This is a genomic window from Capnocytophaga sp. FDAARGOS_737, from assembly GCF_009730375.1.
GTDB lineage: Bacteria > Bacteroidota > Bacteroidia > Flavobacteriales > Flavobacteriaceae > Capnocytophaga > Capnocytophaga leadbetteri.
The window spans coordinates 1,832,007-1,853,064 of the sequence record NZ_CP046316.1 but is presented as its reverse complement, the minus strand read 5'-3'; the positions used below and the strand labels follow the sequence as shown (position 1 = coordinate 1,853,064).

Annotated in this window: 13 protein-coding genes; 11 read left to right on the top strand and 2 right to left on the bottom strand. The window is 41.0% G+C overall.

What is annotated here, in order from left to right; all coding sequences use genetic code 11:
• Nucleotides 1-154: 154 nt before the first annotated feature.
• The 3 genes from FOC45_RS08345 to FOC45_RS08335 are packed head-to-tail and all read left to right on the top strand — an operon-like array spanning nt 155 to nt 3,759.
• A complete protein-coding gene (locus FOC45_RS08345; protein WP_009388628.1) occupies nt 155-1,480 on the top strand; it encodes an anaerobic C4-dicarboxylate transporter family protein in 1,326 nt (441 codons plus the stop codon).
• A 39-nt stretch (nt 1,481-1,519) separates the two neighbouring features.
• The gene (gene ansB, locus FOC45_RS08340; protein WP_009388626.1) at nt 1,520-2,572 is read left to right on the top strand and encodes an L-asparaginase 2; all 1,053 of its coding nucleotides are present in this window, start codon (nt 1,520-1,522) and stop codon (nt 2,570-2,572) included.
• A gap of 14 nt (nt 2,573-2,586) precedes the next feature.
• The gene (locus FOC45_RS08335; RefSeq protein WP_009388624.1) at nt 2,587-3,759 is read left to right on the top strand and encodes a porin; all 1,173 of its coding nucleotides are present in this window, start codon (nt 2,587-2,589) and stop codon (nt 3,757-3,759) included.
• A 206-nt stretch (nt 3,760-3,965) separates the two neighbouring features.
• Here the strand turns inward: FOC45_RS08335 and FOC45_RS08330 are convergent, their stop codons facing one another.
• Nucleotides 3,966-4,484: an HAD family hydrolase gene (locus FOC45_RS08330; protein ID WP_009388622.1), complete on the bottom strand. Its 519-nt coding sequence runs from the start codon at nt 4,482-4,484 to the stop codon at nt 3,966-3,968.
• On the bottom strand, nt 4,474-5,238 hold the full coding sequence (locus FOC45_RS08325) for a Rossmann-like and DUF2520 domain-containing protein (RefSeq protein ID WP_009388621.1): 765 nt from the start codon (nt 5,236-5,238) through the stop codon (nt 4,474-4,476). Before FOC45_RS08325 ends, FOC45_RS08330 begins: the two co-directional genes overlap by 11 nt.
• Before the next feature lie 161 nt (nt 5,239-5,399).
• Between FOC45_RS08325 and FOC45_RS08320 the strand changes: the two genes are divergently transcribed.
• From FOC45_RS08320 to FOC45_RS08285, 8 genes are all read left to right on the top strand, one after another.
• Nucleotides 5,400-5,996, top strand: coding sequence for an LUD domain-containing protein (locus FOC45_RS08320; protein WP_009388620.1), 597 nt, complete (start codon nt 5,400-5,402; stop codon nt 5,994-5,996).
• A gap of 6 nt (nt 5,997-6,002) precedes the next feature.
• Complete coding sequence (locus FOC45_RS08315; RefSeq protein ID WP_034540541.1) at nt 6,003-6,848, top strand: CDP-archaeol synthase; 846 nt, start codon at nt 6,003-6,005, stop codon at nt 6,846-6,848.
• Between the two features lie 9 nt (nt 6,849-6,857).
• Nucleotides 6,858-7,040 (top strand): hypothetical protein, encoded by a 183-nt coding sequence (locus FOC45_RS08310; protein WP_009388618.1) that lies wholly within the window; start codon nt 6,858-6,860, stop codon nt 7,038-7,040.
• Nucleotides 7,027-7,818 (top strand): diaminopimelate epimerase, encoded by a 792-nt coding sequence (dapF, locus tag FOC45_RS08305; RefSeq protein WP_009388617.1) that lies wholly within the window; start codon nt 7,027-7,029, stop codon nt 7,816-7,818. The genes FOC45_RS08310 and dapF overlap by 14 nt, the downstream gene beginning before the upstream one ends.
• Before the next feature lie 26 nt (nt 7,819-7,844).
• Entirely contained in the window at nt 7,845-8,336 is a 492-nt protein-coding gene (locus tag FOC45_RS08300; protein WP_009388616.1) for a GNAT family N-acetyltransferase, read from the top strand.
• Between the two features lie 29 nt (nt 8,337-8,365).
• Nucleotides 8,366-9,640 (top strand): serine hydroxymethyltransferase, encoded by a 1,275-nt coding sequence (gene glyA / locus FOC45_RS08295; protein WP_009388615.1) that lies wholly within the window; start codon nt 8,366-8,368, stop codon nt 9,638-9,640.
• Between the two features lie 240 nt (nt 9,641-9,880).
• Nucleotides 9,881-19,879, top strand: a complete 9,999-nt coding sequence (locus tag FOC45_RS08290; RefSeq protein WP_155846652.1) for a gliding motility-associated C-terminal domain-containing protein — start codon at nt 9,881-9,883, stop codon at nt 19,877-19,879.
• Nucleotides 19,880-20,118: 239 nt separating this feature from the next.
• Nucleotides 20,119-21,033 carry a type IX secretion system membrane protein PorP/SprF gene (locus FOC45_RS08285; RefSeq protein ID WP_009391139.1) on the top strand — a complete coding sequence of 305 codons (915 nt, stop codon included), beginning with the start codon at nt 20,119-20,121 and terminating at the stop codon, nt 21,031-21,033.
• Nucleotides 21,034-21,058: the final 25 nt, after the last annotated feature.

Below are 21,058 nucleotides of genomic sequence, written 5' to 3'. Positions count from 1 at the left end.
GAATTTACACCTCAATTGCTTGTTCTAAAAGTCAAAAAGACCTCAAAATCTGTTAAAAAAATATTCTTTTTTTCTTTTTTGTTTCGAAAAAGATTTATACCTTTGTGCCAATTAGCAAATCGACAAATCGACAAATTGACAAATCAACAAACGTATGGTTTATATTGAATTATTAATAGTGCTCCTCGCTATATTTGTAGGGGCGAGGGTAGGAGGTATCGGGCTTGGTATCTTCGGTATGATGGGCTTAGGTGTTTTGGTGTTTGGCTTTGGGCTTACCCCAGGCAATCCGCCAATAGATGTAATGCTTATCATAGTAGCGGTTATCACAGCAGCAGCTACCCTACAGGCAGCCGGAGGGTTAGACTATCTGGTGAAAGTAGCAGAGAAAATACTGCGCAAAAACCCAGCTATGATTACCTTTCTTGCGCCTGTAGTGTGCTACTTCTTCACTTTGTTTTCGGGTACAGGGCATATTGCCTATTCACTTTTGCCTATTATTTCAGAAATAGCTACTGATAGCAAAGTACGCCCTGAGCGTCCGCTTTCTATCTCGGTAATAGCCTCGCAACAGGCAATCACAGCCAGTCCTATTTCGGCAGCTACCGCCGCTCTCCTATCAGCTGAATTGTTAGGCGATAAAGGCGTAACTTTAGGCAATATACTAATGGTGTGTATACCTGCTACTTTAGTAGGAGTGATTGTAGGGGCTATAGCAGTGAGTTTTATGGGGGTACCTCTTGAGAAAGACCCTGAGTACCTACGCCGTCTGCGCGAGGGGGTGTTAGACGCGGAAGGTAAGTCAGAAGAGGCTCTTTCTCCTCAAGCAGCTAAACGTGCAAAAACATCTGTAATTATATTCCTTATAGGGGTGCTGTCAATAGTGTTGTTTGGTTCAATAGATAGTTTGCGCCCTACTTTTACTATAAATGGCGAGCAGGTAAAACTCGGAATGACGCAAGTGATAGAAATAGTGATGATGTCTACAGCAGGCTTGATGCTCATTTTTGCTAAGACCGATATTAATAAGGCAGTAAAAGGTTCAGTATTCATCGCTGGTATGCAGGCTGTAATAGCCATTTTTGGTATTGCGTGGATGGGCGATACTTTCTTTGCTGGTAATATCGAATTTTTTAAGACACATATCGAGCAAATCGTCACCCAGTATCCATTCCTCTTCTCAGTAGCTCTCTTTGTAATGTCTGTACTCTTGTTTAGTCAGGCGGCTACCGTGCGCACCCTTTACCCTTTAGGTATTGCCTTAGGTATTCACCCAATGGCAATGGTAGCAATGTTCCCAGCGGTGAATGGTTACTTCTTTATTCCTAATTATCCTACAGTGGTAGCAGCTATCAACTTCGACCGTACCGGTACCACTCGCATCGGTAAGTATGTGCTGAACCACTCGTTTCAGTTGCCTGGTTTTGTAGCAACTATAGTGGCTATAGCGGTAGGCTATCTGATAATTATGCTGATGTAATTAAGAAAAATATAGTTTAACTCATAAAACTGATTATAAATGAAATTAATGAAAAGAATTGCCCTTACATTATTGGTGATGATGTCTGTGGCAGTCTTTGGTCAAAAACCAAAGATTCGTATTTTAGCTACTGGTGGTACTATCGCTGGTGTGAGCAAATCAAATACTGAGACGAACTACAAGGCCGGAGAGCTCGGTATTTATCAACTATTAGAAGCCGTACCCGAAGTGAAAAACTTAGCAGATATAAGTGGCGAGCAAATAGTGAAGATAGGCTCGCAAGATATGAATGATGAGGTATGGCTTACGCTTGCCAAACGCATCAACCAGTTGCTCAACAAAGAAGGCTACGACGGAGTAGTGATTACTCACGGAACCGATACTATGGAAGAAACCGCTTACTTCTTAAACCTAACCGTGCGCAGCAAAAAGCCTGTGGTAATGGTAGGAGCTATGCGTCCAGCTACAGGTATGAGTGCCGATGGGCCGCTAAACCTATACAATGCTGTAGCGGTAGCTGCCGACAAAAATGCTATGGCACGTGGGGTAATGGTGTGTATGAACGACATCGTACTCGATGCTAAAGATGTGATCAAGACTAATACCACCGCTGTAGAAACTTTCCAAGGAGCTAATTATGGCAAATTGGCTTATATCCATAACGGTAAAGTTTTCTTCAACCGTATGCCTGAAAACAAACACACTTACCAATCAGTGTTTAATGTAGATAACTTAAAAGAATTGCCAAAAGTGGGTATTGTGTACAGCTATTCTAACGTTTCTGAATTGCCAATGAAGGCTTTTATGGACGCTAAGTTTGATGGTATTGTACACGCAGGCGTAGGTAATGGTAACCTTTACCACACTATTTTTGATTTGGCAGTAAAAGCCAGAGAGCAAGGTATCTTGTTTGTGCGTTCTTCTCGTGTGCCTACAGGGGCTACTACTCTCGATGCTGAAGTAGATGATGCTAAATATCAATTTGTAGCTTCACAAACGCTAAATCCACAAAAGGCTCGTGTGCTACTGATGTTAGCACTTACAAAAACCAAAGACTGGAAACAGATACAAAAATATTTTGATGAATACTAAACCCTAATTGTATTATGAAAAAGATATTGTTGGCAATGAGCCTTCTGGTAGGAGGTGTTGCCTTTGCTCAACAAGATTTGCAGGAACAAATCAACCAACTGCGTATGGAGATAGACCAGCTGCGTATGGCGCCACCGCCACCTTCTATAGATATGCCTGTTCCTCCTGAAGAGATGGAAAATCCTTTGCGTAAGAAATTTAATATGTATTTCAACTTTCAAACTAGCTTAGATGCTGAAAGAATAGGAGAAGCTGATTTAACTACGAAGTTTAAAGCGCGCCAGTTGCGTTTAGAAGTGCGCGGCGACCTTACTGAACGTATATTTTACCGCTTCCGTCACCGTCTGAACAAATCGAATGCAGCTGTTTCATTAGACAATCTAGCTACCGCTACTGATATGATGTACGCTGGTTTTCGCCTTAATGAAAAATGGACGGCTACCGTGGGTAAGATGTGCCAAGCGTGGGGTGGTTATGAGTTCGACCTCAATCCGATGAACATCTATGAATATTCAGATTTTCTCGAAAATATGGATAACTTTATGCTCGGGGCAATGATTACGTATGCACCTAACCCTAACCACGAGTTCAACCTACAAATTACCGATGTTCGCAATGATAATTTTAAAAGTATCTATGGTAGTCCTATAGGTATAAAGGCAAGCAATACGCCTTTAGCTTATATCTTCAATTGGAATGGTAATCTTTTTGATAGCGTTATCCAGACTCGTTGGGGAGTAGGATTGCAAAGTGAAGCCGATGGCTATACAAATACCTTGGTGATGCTTGGTACTAAACTAAACTTACCTAAGTTTCAGGTATTTTTAGACTATATGATGGCAAATGACCAATTAGATAGGCTTAACTATACCCCATTAAGTAATAATGGTTCGGCTACACCAGTAAAAGATGCTAAATACAACTCGTTTGTGTTAAAAGCGGAGTACCAACCCGCACCAGAGTGGAATATCTTTGCGCAAGGTCTTTATGAAACGGCTAATAGTAGCTTAGCTAATAACGAGTTTAAAGGCATAGGCTATTTTGCAGGGGTAGAATACTTGCCCTTCAAAGGACAAGACTTGCGATTTTTCTTAGCCTATATCGGTAGAAGTAGAGATACAAATAGTGTAAAAGTAGATACTAATCGCGTAAGTGTAGGTATGATGTACCGCATAAAAGCATTTTAACAATTAATGCTAGTTTGATGTAATGTTAGTTATTCCTTAGAATTTATAACTAAGTATTAAAAACTGTAACTACCTATTCCCCCTTTGAAGGGGGGAGGGGGATGTTTCATCATAATAGCTTATATTAAACTTACATTAAAATTAATAAACAAATAAGGCTGCTCAATTATTTTGAGCAGCCTTATTTCATAATTTATAATTCAAAATTACATATTAGGCACCTCCCAGTCTCCACGCACTTTTAGTACTTGCTCAATAACATCGCGTACAGCCCCTTGTCCTCCCTCGCGGTGAGAGATATAGTGGGCTACAGCTTTCACTTCAGGCACGGCATCCTGAGGGCAGGTAGCTAAACCAGCGTGTCGCATAGGCGAAATATCTGGCAGGTCATCACCCATATAGAGTATTTGTTCTGTTTTTAGTCCCTTAGCTTTTTGGTACTCTAAAAAAGTGCTGAGCTTTTGGTGGCGAAGCATAAAAATATCGGTAACCCCCAGATTTTCAAAGCGTTTTTGTACACCTACATTGCCTCCCCCTGTCAGGATACAGATAGTATAACCTTGGGCTACAGCTGTTTTTACGGCATAACCATCTTTCATATTCATACTTCGCAGTAGGTCACCATCGTTGTTTACGAATACTTGGGTGTTAGTAAAAACCCCATCAACATCAAAGATAAAAGTAGTGATGTCTTTTAATCTTTCTTTATAATTTTTATTTTCCATAATAAGTATGTATAATAGATTCTGTGATTACTTTGTAAATATGTTGGTAGTGTTCAGGCAGTATGGCAAGGTGATTTTCAATAGTTTGGGTATCATTGCGCCTTGCAGGGCCTGTTTGCGCCTCGAGGGCAGGCATCTTTTGTAGTTTAGCAAAAGTTTCAGAGAGAAGCGGTTGCAATATGTCAAAAGGCACTTGGTGTTGTTCGCAAATCTGCTGACTGATGCCGATGAGATGATTGGTAAAATTATTGAGGAACACAGCAGCCACGTGTAGCGAACTGCGCTGCTCGCTATTGAGTATATATACTTTAGTGCTGAGGCGTTTGGCCAAGGGGAGCAATAGATTGTCTATATCAGCAGGGTCTTGTGCTTCTATACAGATAGGCACACTGCTGAAATGCACTTTGGCAGTTTTAGAAAAAGACTGCAGTGGATAGAAAACGCCAGCTCTATGGGTAGGAGCAATAACCCCCATAGGAGTATTACCTGAAGTATGCACCACTAATTGTCCTTGATAGGGTAGGGCAGCCGAAAGGGGGGCTATTGCTTCGTCTTTAACAGCTAAGATGGTGAGGTTGGCAGGGCGAAGAGAAGAAAGATTAGTAGTTTTTTCAGTTTTAAAAACCTCAAATTCAGCGGTAAAACCACTTCGGTTATACAGTTGTTGCAGATGCACGCTGGGGGTGGTATAGAGGGCTTTAGTCAAGTGGTAACCCAGATTGCCTGCGCCAATAATATTAATAGTTAAAGCCATTTTATAGTGATTTAACAGTTTCAGGGGCAAAGATAGCAAAATATAAGAGTTTTCAAAAAGTTTTTCTATAAATAGATGTATTATTCATTTATTTTATGTAATTTTGCCAAATCAATTATGAATGACGCAACTTGCTTAGCTTTTAACCTCTATCATTACGAATGAATTTATTTAGGAAAATATTTAAAAGAGAGACTCACGCTGAAAAACTAAGACGCAAGCGCGAAGAGCAGCTTCCTGCAGATGAGCTGTTTGCACAAAGATTTACAGAAAAAGGTGGTAAATTTATTTATTGTACTTCAGAAATTGAGGTGCAAGAGGCTTTTAGGTCTATACTAAAAGAATTAGGACTCTATGTGAAAATGAGTTCTAATGCCTCGCCTACTATTGAGGCAATGTTTGAAGAGCATACTTCTTTTTTCTCTTTTCCTACCACCGACTCTAATGTATATCTAACGGATTGTGAGTATCTTATTACCTCATTAGGCGGTATTATGTTCACCTCATTACAGATGAAACACCGAAAGATGAGCGAGCTGCCCGATACGTTCATCGTTTTTGCTAAGACCAGCCAGATGGTGAAAGATATAACTGAAGGAATGCGAGGGCTAAACAAGCGCTACCCTGCTAACCAAAAGCCCACAGGCTTGATTACCCTCCAAAGTTTTTTTGAAGACCCCGAAAAGAGTTCAATAGCTACTTACGGCACAAGTAATAAGAAAACCTATCTTATTTTGCTTGAAGATTTGACAAATTAGATGATTATGAATGAGCTTTTTAAACGAACCATTACAGGTTTTATTTACATATTTTTATTGCTATCGGCCATAATGCTCAATGCCGATGCATTCGATTTTTTATTCTTATCTTTTGGAATTATCTGTCTATTTGAGTTCAAAAGACTGATATGGCTAAAGGAATTGCATATATTTTTATTGTTTTTGTTTGCTTGGTGGCTTTTTATACATCTAAAACTCTCTGATTTCTCTATCTATATGTTGCTGTTAGCTACATTGCTCACCAATATATCGCTTATACTCTCACTTTTTAATGAGAAAACGCCACTAAGGAAGCAACATAACAATACCAAACTACTGATTAGCTTGCTATATATAGGCGGTGGCTGTATATTTGTACCTCTTATCTACAGACACGAAGACAACCCTAATCCGAACTATTTCTTTCAGAACTTTTTTAATAACGAATCGCAGATAACGATGATAGGGTTACTGTGTATCATCTGGGCAAGCGATACTTTTGCTTATTTGACGGGTAAAGCTTTTGGTAAGCACAAACTCTTTGAGCGTATCTCGCCCAAAAAGACTATAGAGGGTTTTTTAGGAGGCTTAGTAGGGGCGGTGATAATCTCAATACTTATTGATATTTACAGCGTACGCCCAATGTGGCAATGGATTATATTGGCAGTAGTATTAGTAGTTACAGGTACTATTGGCGATTTAGTAGAGTCAAGTTTTAAGCGAGCAGCAAAAGTGAAGGATAGTGGTACTATCCTGCCAGGGCACGGAGGTTTGTTAGATAGGCTCGATAGTCTGTTGTTTGCCTCGCCCTTTGCCTATCTTACTTTAGTGATATTTGAACTTTTTAATTAATAAAATGATATGGCACGAGAAATAAAACCAACACCTACTTTGGTAGGAGAAGAAGCGGTAGCATTTTGGAAGAAGATGGAAAACTTTAAACAAAGCTTCTCTGAAAAAGGAATTACACGCGAAAGCGTTCGCAAGAATGCAATGCTTTTAAAAGCTATTTTAAAACACAATAATAACAATGAACTTTTATAAATATCAGGGTACGGGGAATGACTTTGTAATGGTAGATAATAGAGAAGGTACCTTCCCAAAAGGCGATACAGAGCTGATAGCTCATTTGTGTCATCGCAGGTTTGGCATAGGAGCTGACGGACTTATTTTATTAGAAAACGACCCTGCCTACGACTTCCGTATGGTGTACTACAATGCTGATGGGCGCGAGAGTACGATGTGCGGCAATGGGGGGCGCTGTGTAGTAGCTTTTGCTCGCGAAATAGGAGTGATGACAGGTAATAGTACTCGCTTTATAGCGATAGATGGAGAACATCACGCTACTATTGATGCGCAAAATAAGGTACATTTGCAGATGAAAGATGTACAGACCATAGATGTACACCCTGATTATGTGTTTTTAGATACCGGTTCGCCCCACCACGTGCAATGGGTAGCCGATGTAGATAAAGTAGATGTTAAAACTGAAGGAGCTGCCTTGCGCTATGGCGACCTTTATGCCGATAAAGGAGGGAGCAATATTAACTTTGTATCGCCAACTGCCGATGGCTTTGCAGTGCGTACCTATGAGCGTGGAGTAGAAGATGAGACTTATTCTTGTGGCACAGGGGTTACTGCTGTAGCCATAGCCCTCTATCATACGGCGCAAATAACTACCCCTGCTGTTACCTTACACACTAAAGGAGGTGACTTAAAGGTAACTTTTGAAAAACAAGGAGCCCTCTATCAGCAGGTATATCTTTCAGGCCCTGCCGAAAAAGTGTTTAAGATTAGTGAGGTTTTAGGGGTTAGTTGTTAGACCATTCAAAAAACATAATTTTAAAAATGCTTCGGGCTTTAGAACCTACAGATATTGATTTCCTCTATCAGTTAGAAAATGAGCGAGGATTATGGGAGGTAAGCGAAACGCAATTGCCTTTTGCAAAGCATCTGCTACAACAATACCTGCTAAATGCTACCCAAGATATTTATGAGGCTAAACAGTTTAGGTTTGTTATTGCAGCAGAAGATGATACTCCAGTGGGCTGTGTAGACTTATACGATTTTTGTCCGCAACACAAACGAGCCTCAGTAGGCATTGCTATTTTGCCAAACTACAGAGGCAAAGGCTATGCCCAGCAAGCTCTTACGGCACTAATTGCCCACGTGAAAAGCTATTTAGATATACACCAATTGGTAGCTTATATACCTGCCGACAATAAAGTCAGTAACAGCCTTTTTCAGAAAGTAGGTTTTACAGTAGTAGCAACACTCCCCGATTGGTTATACTATAAGGGTGTGTATAAAGAGGTGAGAGTATATAGAATAGTAATTTAAAAATCTTTTAAAATCGTAAATATATTATTATGCAAAGAGACATTGACATTTTTGAACTTATTCAGGACGAGAGAGAACGTCAGGAAAGAGGTATTGAACTGATTGCTTCGGAAAACTTCGTAAGCGACCAAGTGATGGAAGCTGCTGGCTCTATCCTTACTAACAAATATGCCGAGGGGTACCCTGGCAGGCGCTACTACGGAGGTTGCGAGGTGGTAGACGAAATCGAGCAAATAGCTATAGACCGCGCTAAATTGCTCTTCGGGGCTGAGTATGCTAACGTACAACCTCATAGCGGTTCGCAAGCTAACGCTTCAGTATATGCGGCTTGCCTCAAACCAGGTGATAAGATTTTAGGATTTGACCTTTCGCACGGGGGGCACCTTACGCACGGATCTCCTGTGAACTTTTCAGGTAGATTGTACGAGCCTGTATTCTACGGAGTAGAAAAGGAAACCGGTTTGCTAAACTACGACAAAATTTTAGAAATAGCAGAACGCGAAAAACCTCAAATGATAGTAGCAGGAGCTTCAGCTTATTCTCGCGATATAGACTTCAAACGCTTTAGAGAAATAGCTGATAGGGTAGGTGCTTTGCTCTTTGCCGATATTGCTCACCCTGCGGGACTTATTGCTAAAGGACTTCTTAGCGACCCTATTCCTTATTGCCATATTGTTACCACTACTACCCACAAAACACTTAGAGGACCTCGCGGGGGGCTTATCCTTATGGGTAAAGATTTTGAAAACCCATTTGGGCTTAAAACTCCTAAGGGTGAAGTAAGAATGATGTCATCGTTATTAGATAGTTCGGTATTCCCTGGCAACCAAGGAGGCCCATTAGAACACATAGTTGCAGCCAAAGCAGTAGCTTTTGGCGAGGCGCTTTCTGACGACTTTTTGCATTACGCTATACAAATACAGAAGAATGCCCGCCGTTTAGCTTCTATCCTTTTAGGCAAAGGCTATGACATTATCTCTAAAGGTACTGACAACCACTTGATGCTTATCGACCTACGCAATAAAGACATTAGCGGTAAAGAAGCAGAAATTGCTTTAGGCAAGGCTGATATAACTGTAAATAAAAATATGGTTCCTTTTGACACACGCTCTCCTTTTGTAACCAGCGGTATACGTGTAGGGGTAGCAGCTATCACTACTCGCGGACTAAAAGAAGATGATATGGAGCGTATCGCTGACTTTATAGACCGTGCTATTGCTAACCACACTAATGATGAGGTGCTTGAAGAAATAGCTGAAGAAGTAAACCTTTTTATGGAAGACAGACCGCTATTTGCGTACTAGTAAATTAGCAAATAAACAAATGAGACTTTGCTAAAGGTTGTGGTTTACTACCTTTAGCAAAGTTTTTTATTTACTACACTCCTACCTCCCTTGTAAAAAACAGCTTGATTATGGAATAGGCGGTGTATTTTTTTTTCGGTAAAAATTTTTTCATTTCAGAGAAATGTTGTATATTTGCACTCTCAAAAATGAGTAGTAATTTCATTTTAAAAAATCATAAGTAAAACAATAGAAAAAATAATGAAAAAGAATCTAACAATGCAGTTATTGCCCTTGTGGCTATTAGCGTTTTTCTTTTTTGCCTCTGTGCCAATAAAGGCGCAAGTAAAAGGATTTGCTGGCGTAACTAAGCTTATTGGTTGCGGTAGCGGGACTAATGCTAATAAGGCAGAAGTAAGTGTTACTAATGTAACAGGAGGTACAGCACCTTACCAATATAAATTTGGTAGCGGTGGGTGGCAAACGAGCAACGTAGGTTGGCTGCCCGTAGGTATCCATAACGTATGGATAAAAGATAATAATGGTATACTTAGTACTGTTATGCAAGTGAAAGTGCCTACCTCTTCGGTAGCACCTGTGATTACAAAGGAGATTTTTTATGATTGTGATGGGCGACCTACCCTAAAGATAGGGGTGCAAAACCCACAGCCTTCTTATCGTTATCTCTTTAAATTAGATAATGCGCCTACTTTTTCAGAAAAATACCTTTTTCAGAATGTAAGTACGGGTACTCATACTATTACAGTAAAGTATGAAGATACTACGATTCCCTCACCTATGATGCTATTGGAGGAGACATTTGGTAGTGGGTCAAAAACTAGTTTGCCAGCAGGAGTAACTGATTTACATTATGGGGGGATTACAGTTTTAGAAGGAGATTATGAAATAAATAATTCAGCTTATATTAATACTATAAGTGTTGTTAATCTTACTTGTCCAGGGACAGGGGTTTGGGTGCCTGTGCCTGACCATACTTCTAATGGGACAGACCCACAAGGGCGTTTTTTTGTTACCAATGCAAAAACGCTTACTCCTGATGGAGATCTGATCTATAAGAAAAAAGTAAAGGATATTTCACCTAATTCAGAAATTAGATATGAGTTTTACGTATTGAATTTGTTTCAAGAAGATAAAAAGATTCATGCTTCAGGACTTGATGCTATTAAACCCAAGTTTAAAGTTCGATTGGTAGATAATTTAGGAAATGTTATATCTCCAGAAATATCAACAGGTGAAGTGCCTAACTCACTTTGTGGGGCAGGAATGAACAATTGGCATAAATATCAAGGTTCTCTTAACTCAGGAAGTTATACAGAATTTACAATTGAATTTCGTTCTGATGGTTCCTCTGCTCACGGCTGGGGTAATGACTACGCTATTGACGATATAAAAGTATGGCAAATGCCTCAAACTTGCGGGCAAGAAGTGTCTACAACAGTAAGTGTTACTACGCTGCAAATGCCTACAATCTCAGCAAACCTTAGCAACTGTAGCCTGTCTAATAACACTCTTAATTTGGTGGTAACGCCTACCTCTTCGCTCTTTACCTATCAATACCAAATGGACGGAGGAGCGCTACAAAACAGCAATGTGTTTACAGGTTTAGCAATGGGTAGTACTCATACCTTTAAAGTACATTACAAACCGGTAGCTTCAGTAGTTACTCTTGTAAATGAAGATTTTGGTGTAGGAGCAAATCCAACTGCTAATAGTTATGTAAACCCTGAATATTATTTTGAGTCGATGAATGGGGCTACTACTATTTATAATGGTAAAGGAGATGCTAAGGATAATAGTGCTCATATAGATCGAACAGTTGATGGAGAATACGCTATCAGTGTTAATATACCTCCAAGTCTTGCCTTTCTTTGGCATACACCTACCGATGCCTCAGGTACTACTAATGGTAGGAAATTGATTATAGACCTAAGTACTCCTAATCCTGCATTTTATATGCGCCCTATAAGCGTATTGCCTAACAAGAGGTTAGACTTTTCGGCAGCTATTTTCAATTTGCTAAAGACTACAGCACCCAGCCCTTGTAATACACCTGGAACACAGGTGCGGGTACGCTTTTATCCTAATAAAGCTGCTTTCCTAGCAAATCTTACACCAATAAAATCTCAGTCTATATCTTTACCTCTTTCTGCAACTCCTAGTGATTGGAAGTACCTTACAGTAAGTTTGTCAGCAGCAGAAGTAGGAGCTAATACTTCTCTGTACTTTGTATTAGACTTGTCTGCCTTAGGAGGCTGTAATGATATAGCTGTTGATGACATTGTTGTAACCCAACAGTTAGCGGAATGTACTAAAGATTTTACGACTACTATTAATACTTCAGTAACCAGTGCCTTTGCAGGGGTTACCAAACTAATAGGTTGCGGTACAGGAGCCAAGGCTTCTTTGGCTGAAGTAACTATCGCCAATGTAGAAGGCGGTAGCGGTAATTACGAATACAGTTTTGACGGTATAACTTGGACGGCTTCTAATACTAGTTGGTTACCTGCAGGTACACGCACGGTTTCAGTACGCGATGCTGCTACTCACGGTTGTCCGTTTGATATGAGTGTAACGGTACCAGCAGCGTTGGCGCAACCTACTATCAAAACAGAGGTATTCTACGGCTGCGATGGTAAGGCTATCCTTAATATAGGTGTAGAAAACCCAGACCCTGCGCTTAAATACCTTTATAGTTTAGATGGAGCAGCTTATACTACTACTTATGTATATACTAATGTAGCAAGTGGTACACACTCAGTAAGTGTACAATATGAGTACAGAAATGCGCCCTCACCAGTGATGCTATTGAAAGAGACTTTTGGTAGTGGACCAAGAACAAGTTTACCAGCAACAACAACACCGATGCCTTTTGGATTAGGAGTGGGAGCTTATGAAGTAACTAATCCTACTCAATATAATGCTACTTATACTCCTATGGCAGGTGGTGCTGGGCATGGAAAAAGTATGTTGTCATTAACTTGCGCTCCAAATCACGTGTGGGTACCTGTCCCTGATCATACTTCAGGAGGTACAGATACACAAGGACGCTTCTTCTTAACAAATGCGCAAGCAGTTCTTTCTGATGGTGATGTGTTCTATAAAAAGAAAGTAACAGGAATAGCTCCTAATTCTGAAATAAAATGGGAGTTCTTTATTTTGAACTTATTCCGTGAAGATGAAAAAATGGGAGGTTCTCAAAATGCGATTAAGCCTAATATTCGCGTAGTATTAGTAGCAAATGATAATACTGTGATAGCTTCTAAAAATACGGGAGAGGTTCCTAACTCTATCTGTGGTGCAGGGCTTAATAACTGGCATAAATATGAAGGAACATTTAACTCAGGTACTCACACCGAATTTACTATTGAATTCCGTTCTAACGGTTCATCTTCACATGCTTGGGGAAATGATTTCTGTATAGACGATATCACTGTATATCAAGTACCAAAGGCTTGTGGTCAGGTAGTAAGTACTACGCAAATAGTAACAGCTAATGGGCAAGATATACCTGCCTTTACAGTTAGCAAAACTTATGATTGTGCGACAGGTAAGGGAGTTCTAACCGTAACCCCAACGGCTACTACTGGCTTTACTTATACTTATACTTTGGGTAGCACTACTTATACTAGTACAACCGCTACCTTTACAGGTTTAGATTTAGAGCGAACTTATACAGTTAGCGTAAGCTATCAAGCAGTAAGCAATACTATTACCTTGCTTAATGAAGATTTCGGTGTAGGTACAACGCCTACTCACGCAGTGAAGAGCCCATATACAGGTAAGAATCTGTATTTCGACGAAAATATAAATGCAAACTATACAGTTTATAATGCTAACGGGCAATCGAAACCTCACTCTGGTAGTGACTTGAATGAAGGTGAATATACTATATCTCATAACCTTCTTGTAAATATTTTTAGTAGTGTTTGGCGCACTCCTAATGACCATACAGGTAATACAAATGGTAGGATATTCTTTGTGAATCCATCACCGAGCACTTTGCAAACTATTTATGCTCGTGAGGTAAACGTATTGCCTAACCAAGCACTTACTTTTTCTGCTTATTTCTATAACTTGCTTATAACTCCTGGTAATAATCCGAAGGTACAATTAACAGTCTATAAAAATAAAACAGATTATGAAAATAATTCAACACCACTAAAGAATTTTATTTCTAATGAAATTCCTCGTAATGCAAATAATCCCAATGCTTGGAAGCAAGAAAGTGTGAGCCTAACCGCTACAGAAGTAGGGGCGCGCTCATCGGTATACGTAGTAGTGAGTATGGTGAACCCTGAGTCTGGCGGTCACGATATGGCTATGGACGATATTAAGGTAACCCAAGTTATAGCCCCTTGTACTACTTCAGTAACCGCTACCCTTACTAAGGGTGATGTAGCAACACCAACGCTTACCTTGCCAGCGAACTTAAGCGTGATATGTAGTGCGCCAACGGCTTCGGCTACTATCAGCAGCTGGATAGCTTCAGCTACCGCTACAAGCACTTGTGGTACCGCTACTGTAACGCATAACTATGTAGCTCCTGCTAACCTATGTAATGTAACTGGCGGGGCAGTAACCGTAACCTTTAGCACTACCGATCCTTTTGGTAATGTAGTAACGGCTACACGTGTTATCAGCTTCGCTACTATGACGCTTACCGTTACGCCAACTACCCTTAGCGTACCTAATGGGGCATTGGGTGGTACTACCAGCAGTGTAGTGCCTAACATCACGTTGGGTGGCGTAGCAAGTCCGAGCACGAACTCAGTAACGATAACCTTTAGCGGCTTGCCAACAGGCGTAACCAGCACTACTGGTGGTCGTCTGATAGTAGCGCCTAACACCCGTGCAGGCTCTCATACTATTACTTATAGAGTATGCGAAACCGCAGGTAATAACAACTGCAAGACAGTAACTAGTACCTTGGTAATCGGTACCGGTAGCTTAACAGTAACGCCAGTAACGCCACTTACTGTACCTAATGGTATAACAGGAGGTACTACTAGCAGCGTACTTACCGGAGTAAGACTCAACGGTAATGTAGTAACGAATACTAACTCAGTAACGATAACCTTTAGCGGTCTGCCAGCAGGGGTAACCACTAATACTAACGGTCAGCTTGTAATACCAGCGGGCACTCCAGCAGGTACTCATACTATTACTTACAAAGTATGCGAAAAGCTGAACCCAACTAATTGCCACACCGTAACAAGTACCTTGGTAATCGGTACCGGTAGCTTAACAGTAACACCTGTAACACCGCTTACAGTTCCTAATGGTATAAGCGGCGGCACTACTAGCAGCGTACTTACAGGTATCACCCTAAACGGTGCAACGGTAACCAATACTAATTCGGTAACCATCAGCTTTAGCGGCTTGCCAACAGGAGTAACCACTAATACTAACGGTCAGCTTGTAATACCAGCGGGCACTCCAGCAGGTACTCATACTATTACTTACAAAGTATGCGAAAAGCTGAACCCAACTAATTGCCACACCGTAACAAGTACATTGGTAATCGGTACTGGTAGCTTAACAGTAACACCTGTAACACCGCTTACAGTTCCTAATGGTATAAGCGGCGGTACTACTAGCAGCGTACTTACAGGTATCACCCTAAACGGAGCAACTGTAACCAATACTAATTCGGTAACCATCAGCTTTAGCGGTCTGCCAACAGGAGTAACTACTGATACACAAGGACGTATCGTGATACCAGCAGGCACCCCAGCTACTAGCACTCTTGTTACTTATAAAGTATGTGAGAAACTTAATCCAACTAATTGCCAGACAGTAACAAGTACATTGGTAATCGGTACCGGTAGCTTAACAGTAACACCAGTAACCCCACTTACAGTTCCTAATGGTATAAGCGGCGGTACTACAAGTAGCGTACTTACAGGTATCACCCTAAATGGCACAACGGTAACCAATACTAATTCGGTAACCATCAGCTTTAGCGGTCTGCCAGCAGGTGTAACCACTAATACTAACGGTCAGCTTGTAATACCAGCGGGCACTCCAGCAGGTACACATACTATTACTTACAAAGTATGCGAAAAGCTTAATCCAACTAATTGCCATATAGTAACAAGTACTTTGGTAATCGGTACTGGTAGCTTGACAGTAACGCCAGTAACGCCACTTACAGTCCCTAATGGTATAAGCGGCGGTACTACTAGCAGCGTACTTACAGGTATCACCCTAAACGGAGCAACGGTAACCAATACTAATTCGGTAACGATAAGCTTTAGCGGTCTGCCAGCAGGGGTAACCACTAATACTAACGGTCAGCTTGTAATACCAGCGGGCACTCCAGCAGGTACACATACTATTACTTACAAAGTATGCGAAAAGCTGAACCCAACTAATTGCCACACCGTAACAAGTACTTTGGTAATCGGTACTGGTAGCTTGACAGTAACACCAGTAACACCGCTTACAGTCCCTAATGGTATAAGCGGCGGTACTACTAGCAGCGTACTTACAGGTATCACCCTAAACGGAGCAACGGTAACCAATACTAATTCGGTAACGATAAGCTTTAGCGGTCTGCCAGCAGGGGTAACCACTAATACTAACGGTCAGCTTGTAATACCAGCAGGTACACCAGCAGGTACTCATACTATTACTTACAAAGTATGCGAAAAGCTGAACCCAACTAATTGCCACACCGTAACAAGTACATTGGTAATCGGTACTGGTAGCTTAACAGTAACGCCAACTAATTTAACACACCCTAACGGTACACAAGGCGGTACAACTACCGGCACAGTACTTACCGGCGTGAAGATAAATGGTAATCCGGTGAATACGGCTTCAGTAACCATCACTTGGAATACTTTGCCACCAAATGCTACGGGTAATGCGAGCGGTACGGTAACTATCGCCCCTAATACCTCAGCAGGTACTTACACAATTAGCTATACTGTTTGCGAAAGCCTCAACGGCAACAGCAACTGTCAATCAGTTACTTCGCAAATTACTATAGGAGGTGGTAATATGACTGTAACACCAACTACTTTAACACACCCTAACGGTACACAAGGCGGTACAACTACCGGCACAGTACTAACCGGCGTGAAGATAAATGGTAATCCGGTGAATACGGCTTCAGTAACCATCACTTGGAATAGCTTGCCACCAAATGCTACGGGTAATGCGAGTGGTACAGTAACCATCGCCCCTAATACCCCAGCAGGTACTTATACCATTAGCTATACTGTTTGCGAACGCCTTAACGGTAACAGCAACTGCCAGTCAGTTACTTCGCAAATTATCATAGGAGGTGGTAATATGACTGTAACGCCAACCACTTTAACACACCCTAACGGTACACAAGGTGGTACAACTACCGGCACAGTACTTATAGGCGTGAAGATAAATGGTAATCCGGTGAATACGGCTTCAGTAACTATCACTTGGAACAGCTTGCCACCAAATGCTACGGGTAATGCCAGCGGTACGGTAACTATCGCACCTAATACCCCAGCAGGTACTTACACCATTAGCTATACTGTTTGCGAACGCCTCAATAGCAACAGCAACTGTCAATCAGTTACTTCGCAAATTACCATAGGTGGAGGTAATATGACTGTAACACCAACTACTTTAACACACCCTAACGGTACACAAGGCGGTACTACTACCGGCACAGTACTTACTGGCGTGAAGATAAATGGTAATCCGGTGAATACGGCTTCAGTAACCATCACTTGGAACAGTTTGCCACCAAATGCTACGGGTAATGCGAGCGGTACGGTAACTATCGCCCCTAATACCCCAGCGGGTACTTATACAATTAGCTATACTGTTTGCGAAAGCCTCAATGGCAACAGCAACTGTCAATCAGTTACTTCGCAAATTACTATAGGAGGTGGTAATATGACCGTAACACCAACTCAATTGATAGTGGCAAATGGCGCTACAGGAGGTACTTCAGTAAATAATGTATTGACAGGAGTAACTATTAATGGTAACCCTGTAAATACTAACTCGGTAACCATCACTTGGAACAGCTTGCCACCAGGATTTACAGGTACTAACAGCGGTACTGTTACTGTTCCAGCGAATACGCCAGCAGGTACTTATACCGTAAGCTATACTGTTTGCGAACGTTTGAATCAAAACAATAACTGTAAGACAGTAACTAGTACTATTATAGTAGGAAATGGCAATATGATAGTAGTTCCTACTCCTATAACAGTGCCTAATGGTACTATTGGCGGCACTTCTACACCAAGTGTGTTGACAGGAGTAGTGCTTAATGGCAACAGCAATCCTGCTCCTAATACAGTGTCTATTACTTGGAATAGTCTGCCACCGCGAGCAACAGGTAATAACGACGGTACTGTGAATGTGGCTCCTAACACCCCAGCAGGTACTTATACAGTAAGTTATACTATCTGCGAGGCACTTAACAGCGGTCACTGTACTACAGTAACTAGCACTATCACTATAGGTGGTGGCGTATTAACCGTTACTCCGGTTACTACCCTAACAGTAGCCAACGGCGCACAAGGTGGTACCACTACCAATTCAGTACTAACAGGGGTTAGCCTTAACGGACAGCCAGCTAACAGTCAGTCGGTAACGATTACTTTCAGTGGCTTGCCTGCAGGAGTAACTAGCAATACTAACGGACAGTTGGTAGTAGCACCAGGAACACCAGCTACTAACACTACTATCTATTATACAGTATGTGAAACCCTTAATGCTAATAATAACTGTCATACTTATAGCACTACTTTAGTGATAGGTACGCCAAACCTTAGCGTAACACCGCGCACTTATACTATTCCTGATGCTACTGTAGGTGGAACTACTAGCAGTGTGTTAGAAACAATAACTATAGACGGACATACGCCAAGCAGTCAGTCAGTAACGATTACTTTTGGCAATCTGCCAGTAGGTATTCAAACTACTACTTCAGGTGGTTTCAGAGTACCAGCAGGTACACCGACAGGTATACATACCGTTACTTATACTGTGTGCGAAGTGTTGAATCCTGATCATTGCGTAACAAGCGTTGCTACTATAGCAGTGGGCAATGTGCCAGTGGTAACGCCTAATGCCTTTACCTATACCGGCACCGCTACTGTTACAACACCAAGTATATTAGATGATGATACAGTAGGTACCCAGTCGGCTACAACAGGTACAGGTGGTAATGTGGTAATCAATATTACTAGTACACCTACCGGAACTGTAGTGCCAAGTTTGGATGCTAACAACGGAAGGGTAACTATACCAGCAGGTACACCACCAGGTATTTATACTATAACCTACGATGTTTGTACAACAGCTACTCCAACAGCTTGTACTCCGGGGGCAGTAGTTATTACTATACCAAATGTACCAGTGATAACCCCTGATGATATGGTATACACTGATACTACTACCACTACAGCGGGCAATATATTGACCAATGATAGGGTAGGTACTCAATCGGCTACAGCAGGTAATGGTGGTAATGTAAGCATTACCGTTACAATACCAGCTACTCCTAAAGCACCAGGTGCTACTGTACCAACGCTTAATCCTAATACAGGGGTAGTGACCGTACCAGCAGGTACACCATCAGGTACTTATACGATTACTTATAAGATATGTACGACTGCTACACCTACCAGCTGCGATACAGGGGTAGTAACTATCACGGTATCGGGTACTGTAACCGAGGCACCAGATACTAACGATGTAACGGCTTATACTCGTATCAATACACCGGTAACAGTAGGAGTAACTAGCAGTACAACTGTAACGGTAAGCATACCATCGCAACCAGCTAACGGAACTGCTGTAAGCAATGGTGATGGTACTATAACTTATACGCCAAACAATGGCTTTAAGGGTACTGATAGCTTTGAGTATAGTTTGTGCAACGCGGCAGGTTGTCGTACCGCTACTATAAGTGTACGCGTAACCAGCGAGTTGATCATCTACAACGGAGTATCAATAGGTGGTAGTGATAAGAATAACCACTTCCATATTGAAGGCATAGAAAACTATCCTAACAACACGGTAAGAATTTACAACCGTTGGGGAGTGAAAGTCTTTGAAATGAGCGGTTATAATAATACCACTAAAGCTTTCAGAGGAGTATCGGATGCTCGTGCTACCTTAGAAGCCTCAGACAACTTACCACAAGGTACTTATTATTACATCATCGAATATGTAGATGAACATAATAAAACACAAACCGAAACCGGTTGGTTGTACTTGAAGAAAAACTAAATAATTAATAAATAAGTTAATTAACAATGAATAAAAGACTTTGCGAAGTTCATAGCGTGTCGTGCTACGACCTTTAGCAAAGTCTTTTTTCGTTAACAAATTTTCTCATTTTTGTTTTTTATATTGAAAAAAATTACTAACTTTGCACCGTAATTTGACTTACGATAGCTTAGCCTTTAGGTTAACTATATTTTGTAATTTAAAGAAAGGTGCTGTTTTGCACATATTAAATAGAAGCTATGATTAAAAAAGCCTTATTTTCAGTAATTGCTACTTTCTTTTGCACAGTAGTTTTAGCACAACAAGAATCACAGTATACACAGTATATGTATAACACTATGCTGTTCAATCCTGGTTATACTGGTTCGCGCGAGGTAGGAAGTTTCTTTGGTATGTTTCGTACCCAATGGGTAGGCATCAAAGGGGCACCTACTAATGGTAGCATTAGCTATCACCAACCGATGGAAAACCTACGCAATGTAGGCTTAGGAGGAAGTATTTTCCGCGAGAGCATCGGGCCTCAAAAACAAACAGAATTAGCAGTTGATGTATCGTATACATTGAATTTTGAAAATTCTAAATTAGCTTTCGGACTTGTAGGCTCTGGTAGTTTGTTTCAGATAGACTACGATGAGTTGCGCAAACAAGATAATACCGATGTTACCTTAGCGGGTACTGAAAGTGTATTTTCTCCTAATATAGGGGCAGGAGTATATTGGTATACTAATAAGTTTTACCTTGGTTTCTCAGTGCCTAATATGTTAGAAACTACCCATTATAAAGACCAATCGGTATCAGTGCTTAAAAATTCACAACACTTCTATTTTATCGGGGGTTATGTGTTTAACCTATCAGATAATGTGAAGTTTAAGCCAGCAGTACTTACTAAAGCTTCTTTTGGAGCACCATTGCAAGTAGATGGCTCGCTTAACTTTATGTTCAATGAAAAGTTTGTCATAGGGGCAGCTTACCGTTGGGATGCGGCAGTTAGTATAATGGCGGGCTTCCAAGCTAATGATCGTTGGTTTATAGGCTATGGTTATGACTACGAAACTACCGAATTATCAAAATACAACTCAGGTTCACACGAGATATTCTTGCGTTACGAACTTGTTAAAACCTATAAGAAAATCGTATCCCCTCGATTCTTCTAATTATTTTTATTGCTAACATTATTAA